The organism is Cytobacillus stercorigallinarum (genome assembly GCF_014836495.1).
Lineage (GTDB): Bacteria > Bacillota > Bacilli > Bacillales > Cytobacillaceae > Cytobacillus > Cytobacillus stercorigallinarum.
Window position 1 is genome coordinate 385,823 of sequence record NZ_JACSQT010000001.1, and the last position, 21,050, is coordinate 406,872.

A 21,050-nucleotide genomic window follows, 5' to 3' on the forward strand; every position below is an offset into this window, starting at 1 on the left:
AGAGGGAAAGTAATGAAAATAGCTATTATCGGAGCAATGGAAGAAGAAGTAACAATTTTAAGGGACCAAATGGAAGAAAAGCAACAGCAAGTGATTGCTGGCTGTGAATATACGGAAGGTAAAATGAACGGAGCAGACGTGGTTCTTCTTCGTTCTGGCATTGGTAAAGTGAGCGCGGCGATGTCAACTACCATTCTTTTGGAGAAGTTCAAGCCGGATTATGTCATCAATACAGGTTCTGCTGGAGGGTTCAATCCTGAATTAAATGTAGGTGATATCGTTATTTCATCTGAAGTTAGACATCATGATGTCGACGCAACTGTATTTGGTTATGAATATGGTCAAGTACCACAACAACCGCCTGCCTTTATTGCAAATGAGCCGTTATTGGAAATTGCTGAAGAGAGTGGTAAAGCATTAGAAGGGATAACAGTTGTAAGAGGATTGATTGCGACTGGAGATTCATTTATTAGCAACCCAGCGCAAACAGCACTTATACAAGATAAATTCACGGCATTGCAAGCAGTAGAAATGGAAGCGGCAGCGATTGCTCAGGTTGCTCATGCCTTTGATACACCTTTTGTGATTATTCGCTCTTTATCTGATATTGCTGGTAAAGAATCTAATATTTCTTTTGATCAATTCCTAGAGAAAGCAGCCTTACACTCTGCAAATCTTGTTATGAAAATAGTAGAAGGAATCAAAAGTAAATAATCAATAAAGGACGGGAAGTTATGAAGGTTTACCATAGCATTCATGAATTGATTGGACAAACGCCAATGGTAGAAATATCGCAGTTCGACTTACCAAAAGGTGTGCGTTTATTTGCTAAGTTAGAATACATGAACCCCGGTGGCAGTGTAAAAGACCGCCTAGGACAAGAATTATTAAGGAATGCTTTTGAAAGTGGTAAGTTAAAACAAGGCGGAACAGTCATTGAACCAACAGCAGGCAATACAGGTATAGGTTTAGCGCTAGCAGCATTAAAAGAAGATGTTCATGTGATCGTTTGTGTACCTGAGAAGTTTAGTATGGAAAAACAAGATCTGATGAGAGCTTTAGGAGCCACAGTCGTTCAGACTCCTACAGAAGAAGGAATGAAAGGTGCTATTGCCAAAGCGGAAGCGCTTTTAAAGGAGATTCCGAATGCATTTTGTCCTCAGCAATTTGCTAACCCGGCGAACCCGGATACTTATTACAAAACTTTAGGTCCTGAAATATGGAATGATCTGGATGGTAATGTGGATATATTTGTAGCTGGTGCAGGTACTGGTGGCACTTTTATGGGCACTGCTCGTTACTTAAAAGAAAAAAGACAACAAATAAAAACCGTCATTGTCGAGCCAGAAGGTTCCATCTTAAATGGTGGTGAATCTGGGCCACATAAAACAGAGGGAATCGGTATGGAGTTTTTACCTGATTATATGGATACCACTTATTTTAATAACATTCATACGGTAAGTGATGAGAACGCTTTTTATAGAGTAAAACAATTAGCTGAAAAAGAAGGAATGCTTGTCGGTAGTTCATCTGGTTCAGCTTTACATGCAGCGTTATTAGAAGCAGAACATGCTCCAGCAGGTACGAATATCGTGGTGATTTTTCCAGATGGCAGTGAGCGTTATTTAAGTAAAAAGATTTATGAAGGAGGTATTTGACATGAAAAGAAAAACAAAATTAATTCATGGCGGTATTGCCGGTGATCCAACAACAGGGGCAGTATCTGTACCTATCTATCAAGTTAGTACTTATAAACAAGATGGGGTAGGTAATCATAAAGGCTTTGAGTATTCACGGACAGGTAACCCAACAAGACATGCGTTGGAAGAGCTTATTAAAGATTTAGAAGCTGGGCATGCAGGATTTGCTTTTGGCTCAGGGATGGCAGCAATCACTGCTACTGTGATGCTTTTTGATAGTGGTGATCATATCATTCTCACTGATGATGTATACGGGGGAACTTATCGTGTGATTACGAAAGTGCTTAATCGATTCGGTATTGAAGCGACATTTGTTGATACAAGTAACTTAAACAATATCACAGCTGCCATAAAGCCAAATACAAAAGCTGTATATATTGAAACGCCAACAAATCCACTTCTAAAAATAACGGATATTGAAGCAGCGGCGAAATTAGCTAAAGAAAATAATCTGTTAACAATTGTTGATAATACATTTTCAACTCCATATTGGCAAACACCAATTGAGTTAGGTGCAGATATCGTGCTACACAGTGCGACGAAGTACTTAGGAGGACATAGCGATGTGGTTGCAGGGTTAGTGGTTGTAAATAGTGAGAAGTTAGCAGAAGACCTGCATTTTGTTCAAAATTCAACCGGTGGAGTGTTAGGACCTCAAGATTCATGGTTGCTAATGAGAGGGATTAAAACATTAGGAATCAGAATGGAAGAAACAGAAAGTAACACAAAGGCGATTGTCGAGTTTCTTTTACAGCACCCAGCAGTATCAAAAGTGTATTATCCTGGAATAGAGTCTCATCCAAATCACGACATCGCCAAGAAACAGGCTGATGGCTTTGGTGGAATGGTTTCTTTTGATGTTGGCAGTGAAGAAAATGCTGATAAGCTACTTGAAAATGTGAGATACTTTACTCTTGCTGAGAGCCTCGGTGCTGTTGAAAGCTTGATCTCCGTTCCAGCAAGAATGACTCATGCATCTATACCAAAAGAACGTCGTGACGAGCTCGGTATTACAGACGGACTTGTAAGAATTTCTGTAGGTTTAGAGGATGTGGAGGATTTAATTGAAGATTTAAAGCTAGCTTTAGAAAAGTAAGTTTAATGCTCACCTAAGGGTGGGCATTTTTTTGTTTTCAAGAAGAGGGAGGACGTTCGAAGGTGAAAAAAATAAATATTTTCGCCCTTTTTCAAATTTTTTGCAAAAAGCCGTTTACAAATGGCTGTTTCTTGGATATACTTACCAATGTAAGCGAAAATATCCTAAAGAAAAGGGAGGTCGGAAACAATGAAAAACTTATGCAATTTAACTACAGCAGTAAATGAAACTAAAATACAAAACAATTTCGACCTACTTGGAATGGATCGCTTCATTTAATTTTTTGTCTATCCATGCCGCAGGGAGGAATTGTCATCTCCTGCGGCATTTTTATGTTTGTTTCTTAATGCCGTACGGGGGTGAGTGCTCCTTTGCGGCATTTTTGTGTTCATTTTTGGATAGATAAAGAGAGGAGGTGCTGCAGGATGACATTAAATCTAATTTTTCTAACGGTGACAATTAAAGCTAGAAAACGCTCGGTTGAAGAACGAATGCATGATGAATATGTAAATCGTCTTCTTGAAGACCATAAAGCACGACAAGAAGAGATCTATCGAAATTTTTACTAAGATAAAGGAAATAAGAAAGGTGGAGGAGATCATGATGTTTTTATTACAAGGAAGAAAGGTTTATTTCTGGGTTGAGAAGGACTCAACCTAACAAGGTTTTGTAGGGGGAGAGTGTGTGGCGATAAAAATAATTCTATTCACCGTTTATTTTACGAAAAAATATAGAAATCAAAAGAGGAAAATATAGAGACAAAATTGGTGGGACTTCTAGCTTTTAGAAGTCCCACCATGATTTTATTTATCAGGTCGTTTCCATAAAAACATAATCAAAAATAAACCGATGACAAAAATGATTACTGGTTTCCATGAAAAGCCTTCAAATATAATTTCAGCAATACTAACCATGGCGATGATAAGAAAAACAATCCCTAATACTAAACGATTCACACCCAAACTAACGCTCCCACTTTCTATCCATTTCTTATACCTCCATATTAACTGATTCAAATACACCTCGTCCAATTTCTCACTAAGCAATAAACATGTAATTGAAAATTAATACGCTAGGACAGACAATAACAGCTTTTCCACTACATAGAAATGGTTAATAGGCGAAAAGTTCAACTAGCGGGGGTGGCACTATGTCTGGAATTATGACAGCACTTGGATTTTTAGTTAAAGAAATTGTTTTTCTTGTCTCATATGTGAAGAATAATGCTTTTCCTCAGCCTTTATCTTCAAGTGATGAAAAAAAATACTTAAGGCAAATGGCAGAAGGGGATTCACACGCACGCAATATGCTGATTGAGCATAATCTTCGACTTGTCGCACATATTGTAAAAAAATTCGAGAACACAGGAGAAGATGCTGAGGATCTTATCTCCATCGGTACAATAGGGTTAATTAAAGCGATTGAAAGCTATTCTGAAGGCAAAGGAACAAAGCTTGCTACTTATGCCGCGAGATGTATAGAAAACGAAATTCTCATGCATTTGAGAGCATTAAAGAAGACAAAAAAAGATGTCTCTCTTCATGATCCAATCGGGCAGGATAAAGAAGGCAATGAAATTTCGTTGATTGATGTGTTAAAGTCTGAATCAGAAGATGTGATTAATACGATTCAACTGAATATGGAACTTGAGAAGGTGCGAGAATACATTGATGTATTGGATGAAAGAGAGAAAGAAGTCATTGTCGGACGGTTTGGATTGGATTTAAAGAAGGAAAAGACTCAAAGGGAGATAGCGAAAGAATTAGGTATTTCCCGGAGCTACGTTTCTCGTATTGAAAAACGAGCATTAATGAAAATGTTTCATGAATTTTATCGAGCGGAAAAAGAGAAGAAGAAGAATTAAGAATAACGTATGCATTTACCACAGTTTCCAGGCTGTGGTTTCTTTATAGACTTCGTGAAGTCACGGGATGTTTAAGCATTTACACAAATAAAATCATAAAAATGAATCATGTGATGTCTTCATATAATCGATTTGACCACCAAAAAAAGATTTCTTATAATGATTCTCACAAAACTCGCCTAATGAAAGTGAGCAAAGGAAATCGGAGTATCCAAAAGGAAAGCCGAAAAGAGGGGGTAGCATAGGCACAAAACCAATTATCCTAAATAAAAGCTGCCTATATTGTAGTTGCTCAGCACGTATCAAACTTTCCCTTTTGCAGAATGCATTTGTATCTACTAACAGAGGTAAGATTGTAATGAAGGAGATTATACGGTTGACGATGATAATCATTATTGATTAAAATGAAGTTATATCATTAAGGGTAGAGGTGGATTTAAATGTTCGTTCAAATGAAAAAATTTACTGTAACTGAAGGAAATGCGCATCATCTTGTGGAAAAATTCAGCCAAAAAGGCATTATTGATGAACAACCAGGGATTATTGACATTTCAATTATGGTGAAAAAAGTAAGGCGAGGAAATGAAGAAGTTATATTGCAAATCCGTTGGGAATCCGAACAGGATTGGAAGAACTGGGAGAAGAGCGAAGCGCATATTGCTGGACATAAAGCAAGTAGAGGAAAACCAAAACCGGAATTTATTTTAGAAACTGAAGGCAGTCTATATCATGTGGAGACAATTAAAACACCTGCAATCGAAGCAAAATAAATTTTTACATTCACATAATTTAGTAAAAGTAAACGCAAAAACACAAAGATATTCTCCCTTATAAGTAGACAAGTAATAAGCTCGCTACTTATAGGGGAGTATTTTTTAATCCTGAAATGTTCGTAAAAGTATGAATAATTCGATCCCCTATACAACTTATCCTTAGGTTTGGGATTTAGAAAGTTTTATTGAAGGAGGTAGTCATATAAATCGTTTCAAAATTACCTAGATCAAATAGATATCTTGATGGAAGCATATATTTCATTGGCTAACTAGAGGTTATGCGTAATGACTACTTCTATACGATTGAGGCTTAGCATCTAAAAAAATGATCTTTACTATCTTCGCAAATTCCTTAGAATGATTCCTTCTATCTATGTAAATCATCTTAAGTTTACTACATATTCCTTCTTTCCTCTTTACAATCATCATTCCATACGATAATTTTAATAGGCTGGACTGTTAACAAGTGATATAATAGCAGACGGTGAGGTGGGTTTGTTATACATGAAAGATAACTCTCGCTTCAATGCAAAAGAAAAAAGCACTGTCACAATTGACTTTATTTATGAAAAGAATCAGATGATAGATGAACTTTAAGAAATGTACTGGTTGTATTAATTAGAGAAACCTAAAATTAAGAGTGACACCTTTGTGTAATAGGTGCTTATTCCTTGGAAATAAAGTATAGAAAGGTGTTAAAGATGAAGCAAGCGATTTATCGAACATTGATTGAATTAACGAATGGTCGAATGACCTCATCGATTTTATATAAATTTGCGAGATCTAAAATGAGTAGATTTTTAATCAAACCGTTTTCTAAGACGTATCGTATTAATGAAGATGAAATTAAAGGCGATTTGGATCAATTTCAGACATTACATGAATTCTTTATACGTCTATTGAAGGAAGATGCCCGGCCTATTCATCAAGGGGAGGATACAATTGTCAGCCCTGTTGATGCAATGATTGAGGATATAGGTATGGTGGATAGTAAACATGTGATTACTGTGAAGGAGAAAGATTACTCCATTGCGGAAATGCTTGGTGGGGTTGAAGAAGCGGAGAAATATAAAGGTGGGACGTATATGATTTTCTACTTAAGTCCCAGTCATTATCACCGCATTCACAGTCCCGTTGATGGTCAAGTAATGAGACAATGGACATTAGGAAAGAAATCTTATCCAGTGAATAAATGGGGTTTAAGTCTTGGAAAAGATACTTTATCTAAAAATTATCGCAAAATATCAGAAATTCAATATGACGGTGGCGAATTAGCGATGGTTAAAGTAGGGGCCATGTTTGTCAATTCAATTGAGCGGACGTATCAAAATGACACATTGAAAAAAGGTGAAGAAGTTGCTTATTTTTCATTTGGCTCGACAGTTATTTTGTTATTTCAGAAAGATGCCTTTCAGTTGGTACCGACTATACAGTTTCCAGCTCCAATAAAAGTTGGAGAAGTAATCGGTCATATTGTGTAGACAAAAAGAATAGCCCTACAATTGTGGAGGGCGATGGTTCTGCTAGGAAGAAGCTTTTATGCTATTTGATAAGGATCTTCTGTGAATTTCGGTTTCGATAAGGCGGATGAAATCCAATGATAATTGAAGTTGGATAGCTTTGTGATAAGATTCTATTAAAAGCTCATCAGATAACTTTCGCATGTAGGATCACACCTCCATTACGGCTCATTCATTCTCGTTTATCTAAAGAATAGGGCTATTTAAAAGAAGTTCTTGTTGTTACTTCTACCATAGCAGAATGAGTAGAATAGAACAACCGTTCGTTTATCCACAGTAAAAGGTGGATAAAGTGTGATTAAACTGTTCATATCTCTGTTCGAGTAAATAATCTCACAGTGTATAATGTGTATAAAGTTATCCACAAAAATGGTAATGTTGGAATTTGTCGAAAAGTTTTCGTTCTATTTATTCGCTTATTCATTTTCGAATAAAGAATAATGCTAATTGACCATTTGATTGTGATATGTCATATTAGGTCAGAATAAGATGATAGCTTGAAATAATGAAGAATGAGGTGTTTAAACGGTCGTGCTAAAGAATTTTCTACCGGATCAACATGTAAAGAATATTTTTGAAATTACGCCAGATATCTTGAAAGAACAAGGGATTAAAGGTATTATTACTGATTTAGATAATACGTTAGTGGAATGGGATCGACCTAATGCGACTCCACAATTAATTAATTGGTTTGAACAAATGCGTTTAAGTGATATTAAAGTAACGATTGTTTCTAATAATAATGAGAGCAGAGTAAAGACTTTCTCTGATCCTTTAAAAACACCTTTTATATATCAAGCGAGAAAACCGATGGGAAGAGCCTTTAAACGCGCTTTACTAGAAATGCAGCTTGAAAGGCATGAAGTTGTTGTCGTTGGTGATCAGTTATTAACAGATGTATTAGGTGGAAATAGAAGTGGGTTTAACACGATTTTAGTAGTACCTGTCGCAAAAACAGACGGTTTTTTTACGAAAATCAATCGTACGATAGAAAGAAGAATACTCAACTGGTTTAAGAAAAAAGGTATGATTAATTGGGAGGATTAACTTTGAAAGAAGAATACGTTTGTATAGGATGCGGTGTGCATATTCAAACTGAGCATCCGAATGAAATAGGTTATGCGCCAAATTCAGCATTAAAAAAAGAAGAAATCATTTGTCAGCGTTGTTTTCGTTTGAAACACTATAACGAAGTACAGGATGTCAGTTTAACAGATGACGACTTTTTAAAAATCCTAAATGGTTTAGGTAATAAAGATGCCTTAATTGTCAAGGTTGTTGATATCTTTGATTTCAATGGCAGTTGGTTGCCTGGTTTACACAGGTTTGTAGGTAATAATAAAGTGTTATTAGTTGGTAATAAAGTAGATTTATTACCAAAATCGGTGAATCATAAGAAGTTAATGAACTGGATGAAGCAGCAGGCGAAGGAACTAGGTTTGAAACCTGAAGAGGTCTTTTTAGTGAGTGCTGCGAAAGGTCAGCAAATGAAAGAAATAGCGACAGAGATTGATCGGTATAGAAAAGGTAAAGACGTATATATTGTCGGTTGTACGAATGTTGGGAAGTCAACATTTGTTAACAGGATAATCAAAGAGGTAACTGGAGAAGGAGATATCATTACTACCTCTCATTTTCCAGGCACAACATTAGATATGATTGAAATTCCTTTAGAGGATGGAAAAGCCCTCATCGATACACCAGGAATTATTAATCATCATCAAATGGCACATTATATTGATAAGCGTGATTTGAAAATCATTACACCGAAAAAAGAAATAAAGCCGAAAGTATACCAATTAAATGATGGTCAAACCCTTTATTTTGGTGGATTAAGTCGATTTGATTTTATTCATGGTGACCGGACATCGTTTATTTGTCATTTCTCTAATGAAATCCAGATTCATCGGACAAAATTAGAAAAAGCGGATGAATTATACGAAAAACATGTTGGAGAAATGTTGACACCACCCCGTAAGGACGAATTAGACGAGTTTCCTGAGCTCATCCGTCATGAATTTACAATAAAAGAAGATAAGACAGATATCGTTTATTCAGGCTTAGGCTGGATAACAGTACCTACAGCAGGATGTAAAATAGCTGCATATGTACCTAAGGGCGTTAATGTTACACTTAGAAAATCACTGATATAATCCTTATCGTCAAAGGGGAGAAGAAGAGTGGAGAAGTTTTATGCAGTAATTGGGGACCCTATTGCACATTCGATGTCACCTGTGATGCATAATGATTTATTTCAGTACTACCAAATGGATGCCCATTATTTACCATTTCATATTCAATCGGAAAATCTATCGGATGCAATTAAGGGTTTAAGGGCATGTGGTGTGGCAGGATTTAATGTGACTGTGCCACATAAAGAGAGTATTATGGCGTATTTAGATGAACTAGATCCTTTAGCAGAAGCAATTGGGGCAGTAAATACTGTCATTCACAGGGATGGAAAGTTAATTGGCTATAATACGGATGGAACGGGTTTTCTCCGGGGACTGAAAAACCATCAACCACAGTTTATAGAAAATAAAATATTAGTGTTAGGTGCAGGTGGAGCTGCTAAAGCTATTGTCTATGCTTTAGCGCAAGCGAGCGTTTCCCACATCACAATTGCCAATCGCACTGTTGAACGTGCGGTTCAATTGATTGCTGATTGTCCGTATGATGTAGATATGCGAGCATTGACATTGGATGATGCAGCACATAAACTTGACGAATATGATTGTATCATTCAAACGACTTCGATCGGAATGTCACCAAGAATGGGAGAAAAACCACTTAATCTTCATCTTATGCGTGAAGACGTCTTTGTTAGCGATATTATATATAATCCATTTGAAACAGCCTTTTTAGCAGAAGCAAAAGCAAAAGGAGCGCGTGTGCAAAATGGGTTAGATATGTTTGTTTATCAAGGTGCGTTAGCGTTTGAATTATGGACTTCTCAAATGCCAGACACGGAACGAATGAGAAGAAATGTGGAGCAACAATTAGGAGGAAATTATGTTAACAGGTAAGCAAAAGAGATATTTAAGATCAGAAGCACATCATTTAAACCCGATTTTCCAAGTGGGAAAAGGTGGCGTAAATGATAATATGGTGAAGCAAATAGCAGAGGCATTAGAAGCAAGAGAACTATTAAAAGTAAGCATTTTACAAAACTGTGATGAAGATAGGGATACTGTAGCCGAATTGTTAAGTAAAGGAACAAAAGCGGAACTTGTACAGGTAATAGGCAATATGATTGTCCTTTATAAACAATCAAAAGAGAACAAACAAATTAAATTACCTTAAACGAACCTTTGGGGGGAAAAGGATGAAAAGAATAGGAATCCTAGGAGGTACATTTGATCCTCCTCACTTAGGTCACTTAATTATCGCTAATGAAGTATTACATGCAAAAGCTTTAGACGAAATTTGGTTTATGCCGAACCAAGAGCCACCACATAAAGAAAAAAGCTACTTTCTGAGTAATGAAGATAGAATAGCATTATTAAGAAAAGCGGTTAGTGATCATCCACAATTTCAAGTGGAATTAGTAGAATTAGAAAGAAAAGGTCCTTCTTATACTGTTGATACGATCAAGATTTTACATGAACGAGAGAAGGATACAAAATTTTTCTTTATTATTGGCGCGGACATGGTTGAGTATCTGCATAAATGGCGTGATATAGATTATTTGCTCGATCTAGTCACTTTTGTAGGCGTAAAGCGACCAGATTATGAATTAACGACCACATATCCCGTTGATTATGTTGAGATTCCCGAGATTGGTATTTCATCTACTTTGATCAGAGAACGCATGAAAAATGGAAAGACCATTAAGTATTTAGTGCCAGAAAATGTCCGCACATACATGGAGGAGAATCACCTATATGAATCGTGAACTGGCATTAGAAATTGTCAAAGAACAATTAACAGATCATCGTTACCAACATACAATTGGTGTGATGAACAGTGCAATTGAATTGGCGGAAAGATTTGGAGCAGATGTGAAAAAGGCTGAAATGGCCGCCATTTTTCATGATTATGCTAAATTTCATCCCAAGGAAGAAATGAAAGCGTGTATCTTAGCACAGGGTATGCCTTCAGATTTACTAGAATACAGTAGTGAGTTATGGCATGCCCCAGTGGGCGCATATTTGGTCGAAACGAAAGTTGGTATTGCTGACTGTGAAATATTAGAGGCAATACGCTATCATACTTCAGGACGAGCTAATATGTCATTATTAGAGAAAGTTGTGTATTTAGCGGACTATATTGAGCCGGGTAGGCATTTTCCTGGTGTTGAAGAAGTGAGGGAGCTTGCACAGCATGATTTGGATGAAGCATTGATTCAGGCTGTGAAAAACTCTATTCTTTTTCTAATGAAAAAAAATCAATCAGTCTATCCGCTCACATTAACGATGTACAATGATTTAGTGATGAATAGAAAGGGTTGATGATATGTCAGAAAAACAATTACTTACAACAGTTGTAAAAGCAGTAGACAGTAAGAGAGCAGAAGATATCGTGGCACTAAATATGAAAGGAATCTCGTTAATAGCGGATTATTTCGTTATTTGTCACGGGAATTCAGATAAGCAAGTGCAAGCTATTGCTAAAGAAGTAAAAGACAAAGCTGAAGAAAACGGCTATGAAGTTAAAAGAATGGAAGGGTTTGAAGAAGCACGCTGGGTTTTAGTTGACTTAGGGGACATTGTTGCACATGTGTTCCATCGCGATGAAAGAAGTTATTATAACTTGGAACGTCTTTGGGGCGATGCGAAAATAGAAGATATTAAAAGTGAGCTGCAACCATAATGAGTTATCAGCAATTTGCATATCTCTATGATGGATTAATGGTAGATGCACCTTATGAAAAATGGGTGTCCATTGTTGCATCACAGTGTGATCTTCATCAATTAAAAGGTAAGCGTCTCCTTGATCTTGCTTGTGGAACAGGTGAGCTTTCTTTGCGATTGGCTGATAGAGGCTATGAAGTGACTGGAGCTGATTTATCAGATAATATGCTTGCGGTTGCACAAAGCAAAGCAGCGAACAAAGCGCTATCGATTCAGTTTTTAGAACAGGATATGTCTAGATTAGAAGAGATTGGTGTATATGATGTCATTACTATTTTTTGTGACTCATTGAACTATCTCCAATCAGAAGATGAAGTGAAATCTACCTTCTCAGGAGTATATGAACATTTAGCTGATGACGGTTTGTTTATGTTTGACGTACATACCGTTCATAAAATTGACGATTTGTTTGTTAATCAAACTTTTGCCTTAAATGAAGAAGAAGTAAGTTATATTTGGCAAAGTTATGAAGGGGAATTCCCACATAGTGTGGAACATGATTTGTCATTCTTCGTCCTAGATGAAAAAATGGGAACATACAAACGATATGATGAATGCCATTTTCAGAGAACGTATGATTTCGACGTATATAGGCTTTGGTTGAAAGAGGCGGGTTTTGAAATAACTAGTTTTTTCGTTGATTTTAATGAGAAAAGTACAGAAATAAACGATGCTGAAAGATTGTTTTTTATTTGTAAAAAGAAATAATCTAATATAAACAAAGAAAAGTCCCGGAAAAAATTCCGAGACTCTTTTTTTGTTAGAAGGGTTTTGGCATTTTTTATCGAACTATTAAATAGTTGTATATTGCGTTTTAACCAGGTTTATATCCTCAGCAAACTTTGAATGAGTCGCTTGAAACAAGTGTTCAAACATATCTCCTATCTCTTTTTCAAGCACCTTTATACCTTCACCGGTCACTCCGCCCTTTACACACACCTTTTCTTGTAAAGTTGGTAATGTATAATGTCCTTGGCGCAACAATTCTCCTAATCCTATCAGCATTTCACTAGCTAATTTTGTGGCAGTATCATTATCTATCTTTGTTTCCTTAACGGCGGCATCTATAAATCGCTGTGTTAAGTAACTAAAAAATGCGGGACCACAGCTAACGATATCTGAAGCCACTCTTGTGATTTTTTCCTCAATAATGGTAGGGACAGAAATTTGTTCGAATAACCATTGAATACTTTCCTGCCACTCTTTTGAGCAATGATCTCCGTATGTGACTAGGGAGACACCAGCTAATGCTCGGTTCGTGATGCTCGGAATGACTCTTGCACTGGAACAGTACAAGACAGACTCTAATTGATTTACCGCAATAGGACTTGTAATAGAGATGACGCATTTATCTCTATTTAGATTCGGTTGAATGGTTTGAATGACTTCGTAAACATCATGTGGTTTGACACAAACGAAAATAAGTGAAGACATCTTAGCAGTTGTCAGTGCGTCTCGTGCCACATTGATAGTTGGATTTGCTTCTTTTATCTCCAATGATTTTGCAATGGTACGGTTTGTAATGGTAATGGAAGAAGGGGAAACAGCTTTGCTATCAAGCAAGGCTTCTGTCAAAATTCTCCCCATATTGCCTGTGCCAATTATACCGATATTCAAAATAAATCCCTCCTTCACTAACAAAAATGACTCCTATTAAAAATATGAAGCAACAGATGAAATTATGTCTAATGAAAGGAATTGATGATAATGGAATGGGTGAAGCAATACGCCTTGTATATTGTAATGGTTGCTGGATTCATTGTTGGTGCTGTAAGTATGTGGGCGCTCTCCCCACTTCTAAATCAAGACAATACGGGTGAAGTGGAAAATGAATGGCTGCTTGAGGATAAGGGGTTTGAAGAAGGGGTAGAAACATCTCAAGAAGAAGTGAATTCTTCAGATGATGTGATGGTTGATATTAAAGGAGAAGTCAAAGATCCAGGTGTCTATGAGTTAAAAAACACCCAGCGTATTGTAGATGCTATTCAAGTTGCGGGAGGGTTTCTAAGTGAAGCGGATCAACAACAAGTGAATCTTGCTCAGAAACTGACAGACGAAATGGTTATCTATATTCCAAAAGTGGGGGAAGAGAGTGTTTCATCGTTACCGACATTAAACGATGGAAACGAAGGGAAAATCAATTTGAATCAGGCAACTGTTGAACAGCTTGAAACACTGCCAGGAATTGGTCCTACAAAAGCAGAAGATATTCTCTCATTTAGAGAGGAAAACGGCTCTTTTAAAGCTATTGAAGATTTAAAAGAGATATCAGGGATTGGGGAAAAAACTTTTGAAAAACTAAAAGATCTGATAAGTGTTGATTGATTAGATGAAAATGGATTTGACCATACATGTATGGTGTGATTAAACTAAAACATGAGGATGTATGAAAAAAGGGAGAGACGTACAATGGACAGAATTTCTTGGGATCAATATTTTATGGCACAAAGCCATTTGCTAGCATTAAGAAGTACATGTACACGATTAACTGTAGGGGCAACAATTGTTCGTGATAAACGAATGATCGCAGGTGGGTATAACGGCTCAATCACAGGTAGCGATCATTGTATTGATGAAGGTTGCTATGTCATTGACAATCATTGTGTAAGAACGATACATGCGGAGATGAATGCCATTTTGCAGTGCGCGAAATTTGGTGTACCAACAGAGAATGCAGAAATTTATGTAACACATTTTCCTTGCTTACAATGCTGTAAAGCAATTATTCAAGCAGGTATTAAAAAGGTATACTATGCAGAGGACTATAAAAATCATCCATATGGAATAGAGCTATTTCAACAAGCGGGGGTTTCGTTAAAGAAAGTTCCTTTCGATCAGCAACAGTTAGATGTAAAAGCAACGGAAAAGAACGATTTAATTAAGAAGTTATTGGCTGAAATTAAAGACTTAAAAGGCGAGAACGCTCTATATGATCAATTAAAAGAAGAAGTAGAAACTATTTTAAAATAATTGACTGATGAAACGGTTTGTTTAGGCAGCGAACCGTTTCATATTCTTGGATTTAACGATACTATTCTAAATGGGTGGTGAATTTTTTTGCCAGGGAAATGGTTTTTTTGCTCCCTTGTCGCGACTTTTTCACTCTTATCTTCTTTCTCCTCTTATTTGTATTTCATTCCCCTTTTCCTGTTTTTTCTCTTTAGTATTTTTACAAAATATCTTTCTCGAAGACTGACATTATTGTTTATTTTATGTAGTGTGTTATTTTTCATTAGAGGTTATGTTGCTTCTTATGATAATGTGACAGATATAATAAGCGAAAGAACTGATTTCCGGTTGACCTTTACTCATGGATGGGTCATTGATGGAGATCGTCTTTCGGCCCAAGCGATAGATCAACTTACAAATGAAAAACTCTTATTTACATACTACGTTCAATCTAAGGAAGAAAAAGACTCGATGGAGAAGATAACGAGTACAGGTCTGATATGTAACGTGAATGGAAAACTAGAAATACCGCAAGAAGCAACTAATTTCCATAGTTTTGATTATCAACAATATTTACAACGTAAAGGTATTCACTGGCAAATTCAAACAGAGCGATTTGATTTACGAAGTTGCCAAATGAGTAATACGAATATCGTTACACAAATTTGGCAATGGCGGGAGAAAGGGATTCAATATGTGAATAAGTACTTTCCGAGTGAAACCGCTCCACTAACGAATGCATTAGTCTATGGAGACCGCTCGCAATTAGATGCAAGCGTTGAAACAGCTTATCAAAGATTAGGGGTTATTCATTTATTAGCTATCTCAGGTATGCATGTTAGTTTGTTAGCTGGAATGCTCTTGTTTGTGGGCTTACGGTTAGGTGTGACAAGGCAACATATGTTGATAATTTTAGTGGTTTTGTTACCGATCTATGGCGTGATTGCCGGAGGAACACCTTCAGTTATTCGAGCAGTAGCCATGCTGATTTTCGCAGCGCTATTTAAAATATTTTTGTCAGCTATGAGAACGCAAGATGTACTATGTATTGTATTTGTTTGTTATTTATTTATCACCCCATTTACGCTTTATGACGTCGGTTTTCAACTTTCTTTCGCAGTTACTTATGTTTTGCTTTTGTCTTCTTATTCTCTCCTCAAAAGACGTACCTCCCCTATAAGATCACTCTTTGTGATATCTTTTATTTGTCAGTTAGCGGCAACGCCAATATTACTTTATTCATTCTTTGAAATCTCAATTTTCTCCCTTGTAGCTAATATCATCTTTGTACCCATTTTTTCTTTTGTTCTTCTCCCGTTATGTCTTTTCTTATTGGCTTATCATTTGATTGTCGGAACTTGGGCTTGGATTCCGATTCAATGGATAAATACATTACTAGAGCGAATGAATGAGTTAAGTTTAACAATAGCAGATTTTCCTCAGGCTGTATTAACCTTAGGAAGGCCCTCTTTGTGGCTTATTCTACTCTATTTATTTGCAATCTTTCTTTTCTTCTTAAAATGGGAGAAAGGTGAGGGAAGGAAGAATTTTCTATTAGCAAGCATTGCACCTTTTTTCGTTTTTTTCATTCACTATCTTACTCCTTATTTTACTTTTACTGGAGAAGTCTCCTTTATTGATGTCGGGCAAGGGGATAGTATATTCATTCGTTTACCTCATAATAGGGGGAATTATTTAATTGATACTGGGGGAGTACTTTCATTTGAAAAAGAGGAATGGCAGGAAAGAACCGGAGCATTTGATCCTGGAGAAGATATTGTTGTGCCTTTTTTAAAAAGTAAAGGAATTAGGAAAATTGATAAGCTTATTCTTACTCATGGTGATAGTGATCATATGGGAGGTGCACCAGCTGTTATGTCTATGGTTAAAGTAAGAGAAATATTACTACCGATTACGAATGAAAGAAGTGCTTTAGAAACAGAGATTTTAAAGTTAGCTCAAACAAGACACGTTAATGTACAGGAGATAAGCGCAGGTGTTCGTTGGCGTATGAAGGATGAGAAATTTCAAATTCTTATGCCTTTGGATAAAACAGCAAATAATAAAAATGATGGGTCTATCGTGCTTTATGCTGTCATTGGGGGGTTAACATGGTTATTTACTGGTGATTTAGAAGAAGCTGGGGAAGAGAAGCTAGTCAGTAAATATGGGAGGTTATCTGTTGATGTATTAAAAGTGGGGCATCACGGCAGTAAAACTTCGACGACTGAGAAGTTTCTCGATGGGGTAAAACCTAAATTAGCAGTTATTTCAGTTGGTAGGAACAATCGTTTCGGTCATCCAACTGAGGAAGTGTTGCAGAGGTTAAGTGATCATCAAATTCCAATAATAAGAACGGATCATCATGGCGGAATTTCTTATGTTTTTTTCAGGGGGAACGGAACCTTTTCAACTGTCCTACCATAGGATATTTTATGCCTAGACAATCGAACGAATTTAACTTTCTTTTCAAAAAATAAAAAAGACTGCAAAGCGAAATGCAGTCTCTTCTGAAAGCTCTAAGTCAATAATGCAAAATGACAGAAGTATGTATCTGCCTATGAGCCTTCAAGGGTTATGCGCCGATTGCTTTAATTGCGACCGCAATGACAAATAGAATGGTAAAGAATCCGAAAGAAGCAACGAATCCCATTGCGGAGTCACCAATATCGTGACGTTTCGATTGGACATTTTTTTCAAATTCGTTCACAGTCAACCCTCCTATTTCCTTAATTAGTATAAGTGATTTCCATGAAAAAATCTACACTTCTAGCAATGCTTTTCCTTTACTTACATGAGTTGTCAGCGATAATTTAGCGACTGTCATGCCATATTATAAGTATAAGGGTGCACCGCTTCAGCAAGAGAATCCTAGGCCTCTTGCTTGCAAGCGTTTCTATATAGATTGTTTGAGAAGCGCTTAATAAGCGCTTTTCTTGTATTTATTGGTATTATAAGCAGCGTGCATTCTTTTCATTCCACTTGTCAAAATCGATTTGCTTCTATAGGATAGATAGTACTTATAAAATATGATCGGAGCGAGAAAAGTGGTTTTTGATATATGGAAGCAAATTAAAGCAAAAAGCTTCTCATCTGTATATTTGCTATACGGAACTGAGCCTTACCTTATCAATGAAACGAAACAATTATTAATCAATCATGCGTTACTGCCAGAAGAACTTGACTTCAATTTATCTACCTATGATTTAGAAGAAACGCCAATTGAAGTTGCAATTGAAGACGCTGAAACGTTTCCTTTCATGGGAGAGCGCCGTCTTATTATTTTACATAATCCATATTTTTTAACAGCGGATAAAGGGAAAGCAAAGGTGGAGCATCAATTAAATGTACTTGAGAACTATTTGAAAGATCCTGCTCCTTACACTATTCTCGTATTTTCTGGTGCGTATGAAAAGCTAGATGAGCGAAAAAAGTTAACAAAGCAAATCAAAAAAAATGCTGCAGTGTTAGAAGCGAAACAATTGAATGAGAAAGAGTTACATGTATGGATGCGTGATCGTGCATCCAAAAATGGCGTACAGATTGATGAAGAAGCAATTAATCTTCTTCTTACACTTTCAGGTATGAATTTATTTATGTTAACGAGCGAAATGGACAAGCTAGCTTTATACGGTAATGATGAAAAACGCATTACGGTTGAAATGGTCGATCAATTAGTGTCGCGGTCTTTAGAACAAAATATCTTTACACTAGTTGATAAAGTCGTCCATAGAGACATAGAAGCAGCATTAAGAATTTTTTATGATTTATTAAAGTTAAATGAGGAACCTATTAAAATTTTGGCAGTAATTACAAATCAGTTCCGTCTCATTTACCAAGTGAAAGAATTGTCTAGAAGAGGTTATGGGCAAAATCAGATGGCTGGATATATTAAAACTCACCCTTTTAGAGTGAAACTTGCGGCCGGTCAAGCGAGACTTTTTAGTGAAGAAGAGTTATCGCAAATCATGGATGTGCTTGCAGAAGCTGATTATCAAATGAAAACCGGAGGAATGAACAAGCAATTATTAATTGAGTTATTTTTATTTAAATTAAATAAACGAGATATTGAAGTTTTATAAATACCTCATGTATTTTCCATCGGGCTTAATCTTTATATGAAATGAAAAAAAGCTATCCATCATTTGGATAGCTTTTTATGATTTCTACAAATTAAGCATTTGCAGCATTCATTCTTTTCATTAAACGAGATTTCTTACGAGCAGCAGCATTTTTATGGATAAGTCCTTTTGCAGCAGCTTTATCTAGTTTGCTTGCAGCTTGTGCAAAGCTCTCAGCAGCAGTTGCATCATTGTTAGCAATCGCAGCTTCAGATTTTTTCACTGCAGAACGCATGTTAGACTTAGCTTGAATGTTACGTGCACTGCGTGCTTCGTTTGTTTTAACACGTTTGATAGCAGATTTAATATTTGGCATTCCATTCACCTCCTACAAAAAAGGCATCGAATTTTTATGAACTCGATATTTGTATTCATCATTATTATAAATTCAGAACAAGTGATATTCTATCAAAGCTGAGACAATAAATCAATACAAAACGAGGAAATCCATCTTCTCCTTCACTGTAGAAACATATTGTTCACATATAAAACATGCATGATTTGAACAAGTGGTGGTCATCCTAAAACTAACTATAATACGCAAAAAAGGTGGTCGTTTCGCTTTGAATGAGAAGTTGGATTTAAGCAAATATGGTATAAGAACGGACTTAGCGATAGAAGCTCGCGAGGTCGTATTAGAAAATCAAGGAATACACGGTGAAGAGAATCAGTCCCAAATCGAAGGCGTTATTATAAAAGAAAAAGAAGACAATGGCATGAAAACCTCTTATGTCGAAGTGACAGAACAAGGAAGTGAAATGCTAGGGAAAAAACCAGGTAAATATTTAACAATAGAGGTACAGGGGATTAGACAACAAGATACGGAAACACAACTGCAAGTGGAAAAGCTATTTGCTAAAGAAATGGCCTACTTTATTAAAGACCTTGGCATTGGCCCTAATGATTCGTGTTTAATCGTTGGTTTAGGGAACTGGAATGTTACACCTGATGCGATTGGACCTGAAGTATGTGAAAACTTACTAATTACTCGGCACTTATTTGAGTTACAGCCTGAGAGTGTAGAAGATGGTTATCGTCCTGTTAGCGCGCTTTCGCCTGGTGTAATGGGGTTAACGGGTATTGAAACAAGTGACATTTTGTTTGGTATTGTTGAGAAAACGAAGCCGGATTTTGTCATTGCTGTGGACGCTCTAGCAGCAAGGTCTATTGAAAGGGTCAATTCTACTATCCAAATTTCAGATACAGGCATTCATCCTGGATCAGGTGTTGGCAACAAGCGAAAGGAAATTAGTAAAGAAACTTTAGGTGTACCGGTTATTGCTATTGGTGTGCCAACTGTTGTTGATGCTGTTTCGATTACAAGTGACACAATAGATTTCATCCTCAAGCATTTTGGGAAGGAACTAAAAGATGGGGACAAGCCTTCTCGCTCTTTAACACCGGCTGGCATGACATTTGGAGAAAAGCGCAAGCTATCTGAAGAAGATTTACCTGAGGAGAATGAGCGACAAACATTTATGGGTATTGTGGGTACATTACCTGAGGAAGAAAAACGTAAATTAATCGGGGAAGTTCTATCTCCACTGGGGCATAACTTGATGGTAACCCCAAAAGAAGTAGATGTGTTTATAGAAGATATGGCTAATTTACTAGCTAATGGATTAAATGCTGCCCTCCATACGAAAGTAAACCAAGAGAATACAGGCTTTTATACGAGATAAAAAAGGTTCTATCTTTTCTATTCTTTTCATACAATCTATTACTAGAATAAGGAAAAGGTGATTCGAATGAAAAGATTTATGATCGCAGCTATATTTATCATATCTCTCATGTTTATTTCTGTTTTGTTTGGTATGAAGCAAGCGAATCATGCAATGGTAGAGATGAGTACCCTAACAGTCGGGGATGATAGGGGCGCATCCACACATGATTTACAAGGTAAGCAGAAACAATTAGAGGAGATGAAGTCCTTTAATCTCTTCTCATCTATTGGTAAGTCCATATCAAAAGGAACGCAAGCCATAACAAGAACAGGCATTGATATGGTAGTTGATAAGGTACAAGCAAAAGATGAGGAGTAATAGAGCATTCCCTAGGTGGATTCAAGGATCCGCCTAGGATTTATAAAAATGGTCAATGATGTCAGATGAAACCAATCCCCCAACTAGCTTCTCTATTCTAAAAATAGAAATGAAACTCCGATTGAATCTGTA

The 21,050-nt window shown here is 36.6% G+C and carries 26 protein-coding genes; 21 read left to right on the forward strand and 5 right to left on the reverse strand.

The features are described from left to right. The first annotated feature begins 12 nt into the window (after positions 1-12). The 4 genes from mtnN (at position 13) to H9655_RS01890 (ending at position 3,365) form a co-directional block, all read left to right on the forward strand. Entirely contained in the window at positions 13-714 is a 702-nt protein-coding gene (mtnN, locus tag H9655_RS01875; RefSeq protein ID WP_191810344.1) for a 5'-methylthioadenosine/S-adenosylhomocysteine nucleosidase, read from the forward strand. Between the two features lie 20 nt (positions 715-734). Further along, positions 735-1,658, forward strand: a complete 924-nt coding sequence (locus H9655_RS01880) for a PLP-dependent cysteine synthase family protein (protein WP_191810346.1) — start codon at positions 735-737, stop codon at positions 1,656-1,658. Between the two features lies 1 nt (position 1,659). Then, a complete protein-coding gene (locus H9655_RS01885; protein ID WP_191810348.1) occupies positions 1,660-2,796 on the forward strand; it encodes a bifunctional cystathionine gamma-lyase/homocysteine desulfhydrase in 1,137 nt (378 codons plus the stop codon). Positions 2,797-3,221: 425 nt separating this feature from the next. Further along, positions 3,222-3,365 carry a YrzI family small protein gene (locus tag H9655_RS01890; RefSeq protein WP_095372483.1) on the forward strand — a complete coding sequence of 48 codons (144 nt, stop codon included), beginning with the start codon at positions 3,222-3,224 and terminating at the stop codon, positions 3,363-3,365. Between the two features lie 234 nt (positions 3,366-3,599). Here H9655_RS01890 and H9655_RS01895 read toward each other — a convergent pair whose 3' ends face one another. Continuing rightward, entirely contained in the window at positions 3,600-3,812 is a 213-nt protein-coding gene (locus H9655_RS01895) for a hypothetical protein (protein WP_191810350.1), read from the reverse strand. A gap of 134 nt (positions 3,813-3,946) precedes the next feature. Here H9655_RS01895 and sigK point away from each other — a divergent pair, with 134 nt between their 5' ends. The 3 genes from sigK (at position 3,947) to H9655_RS01910 (ending at position 6,914) form a co-directional block, all read left to right on the forward strand. After that, a complete protein-coding gene (gene sigK, locus H9655_RS01900) occupies positions 3,947-4,660 on the forward strand; it encodes an RNA polymerase sporulation sigma factor SigK (RefSeq protein ID WP_095372484.1) in 714 nt (237 codons plus the stop codon). A 440-nt stretch (positions 4,661-5,100) separates the two neighbouring features. After that, complete coding sequence (locus H9655_RS01905) at positions 5,101-5,430, forward strand: antibiotic biosynthesis monooxygenase (protein WP_191810352.1); 330 nt, start codon at positions 5,101-5,103, stop codon at positions 5,428-5,430. Between the two features lie 704 nt (positions 5,431-6,134). Further along, complete coding sequence (locus H9655_RS01910) at positions 6,135-6,914, forward strand: phosphatidylserine decarboxylase (RefSeq protein ID WP_191810354.1); 780 nt, start codon at positions 6,135-6,137, stop codon at positions 6,912-6,914. A 42-nt stretch (positions 6,915-6,956) separates the two neighbouring features. Here the strand turns inward: H9655_RS01910 and H9655_RS01915 are convergent, their stop codons facing one another. Continuing rightward, positions 6,957-7,097 carry a sporulation histidine kinase inhibitor Sda gene (locus tag H9655_RS01915; protein ID WP_191810356.1) on the reverse strand — a complete coding sequence of 47 codons (141 nt, stop codon included), beginning with the start codon at positions 7,095-7,097 and terminating at the stop codon, positions 6,957-6,959. Between the two features lie 387 nt (positions 7,098-7,484). On the opposite strand from H9655_RS01915, the gene H9655_RS01920 reads away from it, so the two are divergent. The 8 genes from H9655_RS01920 to H9655_RS01955 are packed head-to-tail and all read left to right on the forward strand — an operon-like array spanning position 7,485 to position 12,514. Next, positions 7,485-8,000, forward strand: coding sequence for a YqeG family HAD IIIA-type phosphatase (locus H9655_RS01920; RefSeq protein ID WP_191810358.1), 516 nt, complete (start codon positions 7,485-7,487; stop codon positions 7,998-8,000). A gap of 2 nt (positions 8,001-8,002) precedes the next feature. Continuing rightward, positions 8,003-9,106 (forward strand): ribosome biogenesis GTPase YqeH, encoded by a 1,104-nt coding sequence (yqeH, locus tag H9655_RS01925; protein WP_191810360.1) that lies wholly within the window; start codon positions 8,003-8,005, stop codon positions 9,104-9,106. 27 nt (positions 9,107-9,133) lie between these two features. Then, complete coding sequence (aroE, locus tag H9655_RS01930; RefSeq protein ID WP_191810362.1) at positions 9,134-9,979, forward strand: shikimate dehydrogenase; 846 nt, start codon at positions 9,134-9,136, stop codon at positions 9,977-9,979. Further along, entirely contained in the window at positions 9,966-10,256 is a 291-nt protein-coding gene (gene yhbY, locus H9655_RS01935) for a ribosome assembly RNA-binding protein YhbY (RefSeq protein WP_191810364.1), read from the forward strand. The genes aroE and yhbY overlap by 14 nt, the downstream gene beginning before the upstream one ends. A gap of 22 nt (positions 10,257-10,278) precedes the next feature. Continuing rightward, positions 10,279-10,848, forward strand: a complete 570-nt coding sequence (locus H9655_RS01940; protein WP_191810366.1) for a nicotinate-nucleotide adenylyltransferase — start codon at positions 10,279-10,281, stop codon at positions 10,846-10,848. After that, positions 10,838-11,404, forward strand: a complete 567-nt coding sequence (gene yqeK / locus H9655_RS01945; protein ID WP_191810368.1) for a bis(5'-nucleosyl)-tetraphosphatase (symmetrical) YqeK — start codon at positions 10,838-10,840, stop codon at positions 11,402-11,404. Before H9655_RS01940 ends, yqeK begins: the two co-directional genes overlap by 11 nt. Positions 11,405-11,408: 4 nt before the next feature. Then, positions 11,409-11,765, forward strand: a complete 357-nt coding sequence (gene rsfS / locus H9655_RS01950; protein WP_191810370.1) for a ribosome silencing factor — start codon at positions 11,409-11,411, stop codon at positions 11,763-11,765. After that, positions 11,765-12,514: a class I SAM-dependent DNA methyltransferase gene (locus tag H9655_RS01955; RefSeq protein WP_191810372.1), complete on the forward strand. Its 750-nt coding sequence runs from the start codon at positions 11,765-11,767 to the stop codon at positions 12,512-12,514. Before rsfS ends, H9655_RS01955 begins: the two co-directional genes overlap by 1 nt. Positions 12,515-12,598: 84 nt before the next feature. On the opposite strand, the gene comER is transcribed toward H9655_RS01955, so the two are convergent. Continuing rightward, the gene (gene comER, locus H9655_RS01960; protein ID WP_191810374.1) at positions 12,599-13,423 is read right to left on the reverse strand and encodes a late competence protein ComER; all 825 of its coding nucleotides are present in this window, start codon (positions 13,421-13,423) and stop codon (positions 12,599-12,601) included. Positions 13,424-13,513: 90 nt separating this feature from the next. Here comER and H9655_RS01965 point away from each other — a divergent pair, with 90 nt between their 5' ends. From H9655_RS01965 to H9655_RS01975, 3 genes are all read left to right on the forward strand, one after another. Then, complete coding sequence (locus tag H9655_RS01965; RefSeq protein ID WP_225230370.1) at positions 13,514-14,131, forward strand: helix-hairpin-helix domain-containing protein; 618 nt, start codon at positions 13,514-13,516, stop codon at positions 14,129-14,131. Positions 14,132-14,215: 84 nt separating this feature from the next. Beyond that, a complete protein-coding gene (locus H9655_RS01970) occupies positions 14,216-14,776 on the forward strand; it encodes a ComE operon protein 2 (protein WP_191810376.1) in 561 nt (186 codons plus the stop codon). A gap of 156 nt (positions 14,777-14,932) precedes the next feature. Continuing rightward, entirely contained in the window at positions 14,933-17,182 is a 2,250-nt protein-coding gene (locus H9655_RS01975; RefSeq protein WP_225230421.1) for a DNA internalization-related competence protein ComEC/Rec2, read from the forward strand. Positions 17,183-17,330: 148 nt separating this feature from the next. On the opposite strand, the gene H9655_RS01980 is transcribed toward H9655_RS01975, so the two are convergent. After that, the gene (locus H9655_RS01980) at positions 17,331-17,465 is read right to left on the reverse strand and encodes a YqzM family protein (protein ID WP_095372500.1); all 135 of its coding nucleotides are present in this window, start codon (positions 17,463-17,465) and stop codon (positions 17,331-17,333) included. A gap of 337 nt (positions 17,466-17,802) precedes the next feature. Here H9655_RS01980 and holA point away from each other — a divergent pair, with 337 nt between their 5' ends. After that, positions 17,803-18,837 (forward strand): DNA polymerase III subunit delta, encoded by a 1,035-nt coding sequence (gene holA, locus H9655_RS01985; RefSeq protein WP_191810381.1) that lies wholly within the window; start codon positions 17,803-17,805, stop codon positions 18,835-18,837. A gap of 91 nt (positions 18,838-18,928) precedes the next feature. Here the strand turns inward: holA and rpsT are convergent, their stop codons facing one another. Further along, positions 18,929-19,192 carry a 30S ribosomal protein S20 gene (rpsT, locus tag H9655_RS01990; RefSeq protein ID WP_191810382.1) on the reverse strand — a complete coding sequence of 88 codons (264 nt, stop codon included), beginning with the start codon at positions 19,190-19,192 and terminating at the stop codon, positions 18,929-18,931. 247 nt (positions 19,193-19,439) lie between these two features. On the opposite strand from rpsT, the gene gpr reads away from it, so the two are divergent. Together gpr and H9655_RS02000 are read left to right on the forward strand one after the other, a co-directional pair. Further along, positions 19,440-20,558: a GPR endopeptidase gene (gpr, locus tag H9655_RS01995; protein WP_191810385.1), complete on the forward strand. Its 1,119-nt coding sequence runs from the start codon at positions 19,440-19,442 to the stop codon at positions 20,556-20,558. A gap of 66 nt (positions 20,559-20,624) precedes the next feature. Then, the gene (locus H9655_RS02000) at positions 20,625-20,918 is read left to right on the forward strand and encodes a DUF3679 domain-containing protein (protein WP_191810387.1); all 294 of its coding nucleotides are present in this window, start codon (positions 20,625-20,627) and stop codon (positions 20,916-20,918) included. The last annotated feature ends 132 nt before the right edge of the window (positions 20,919-21,050 follow it).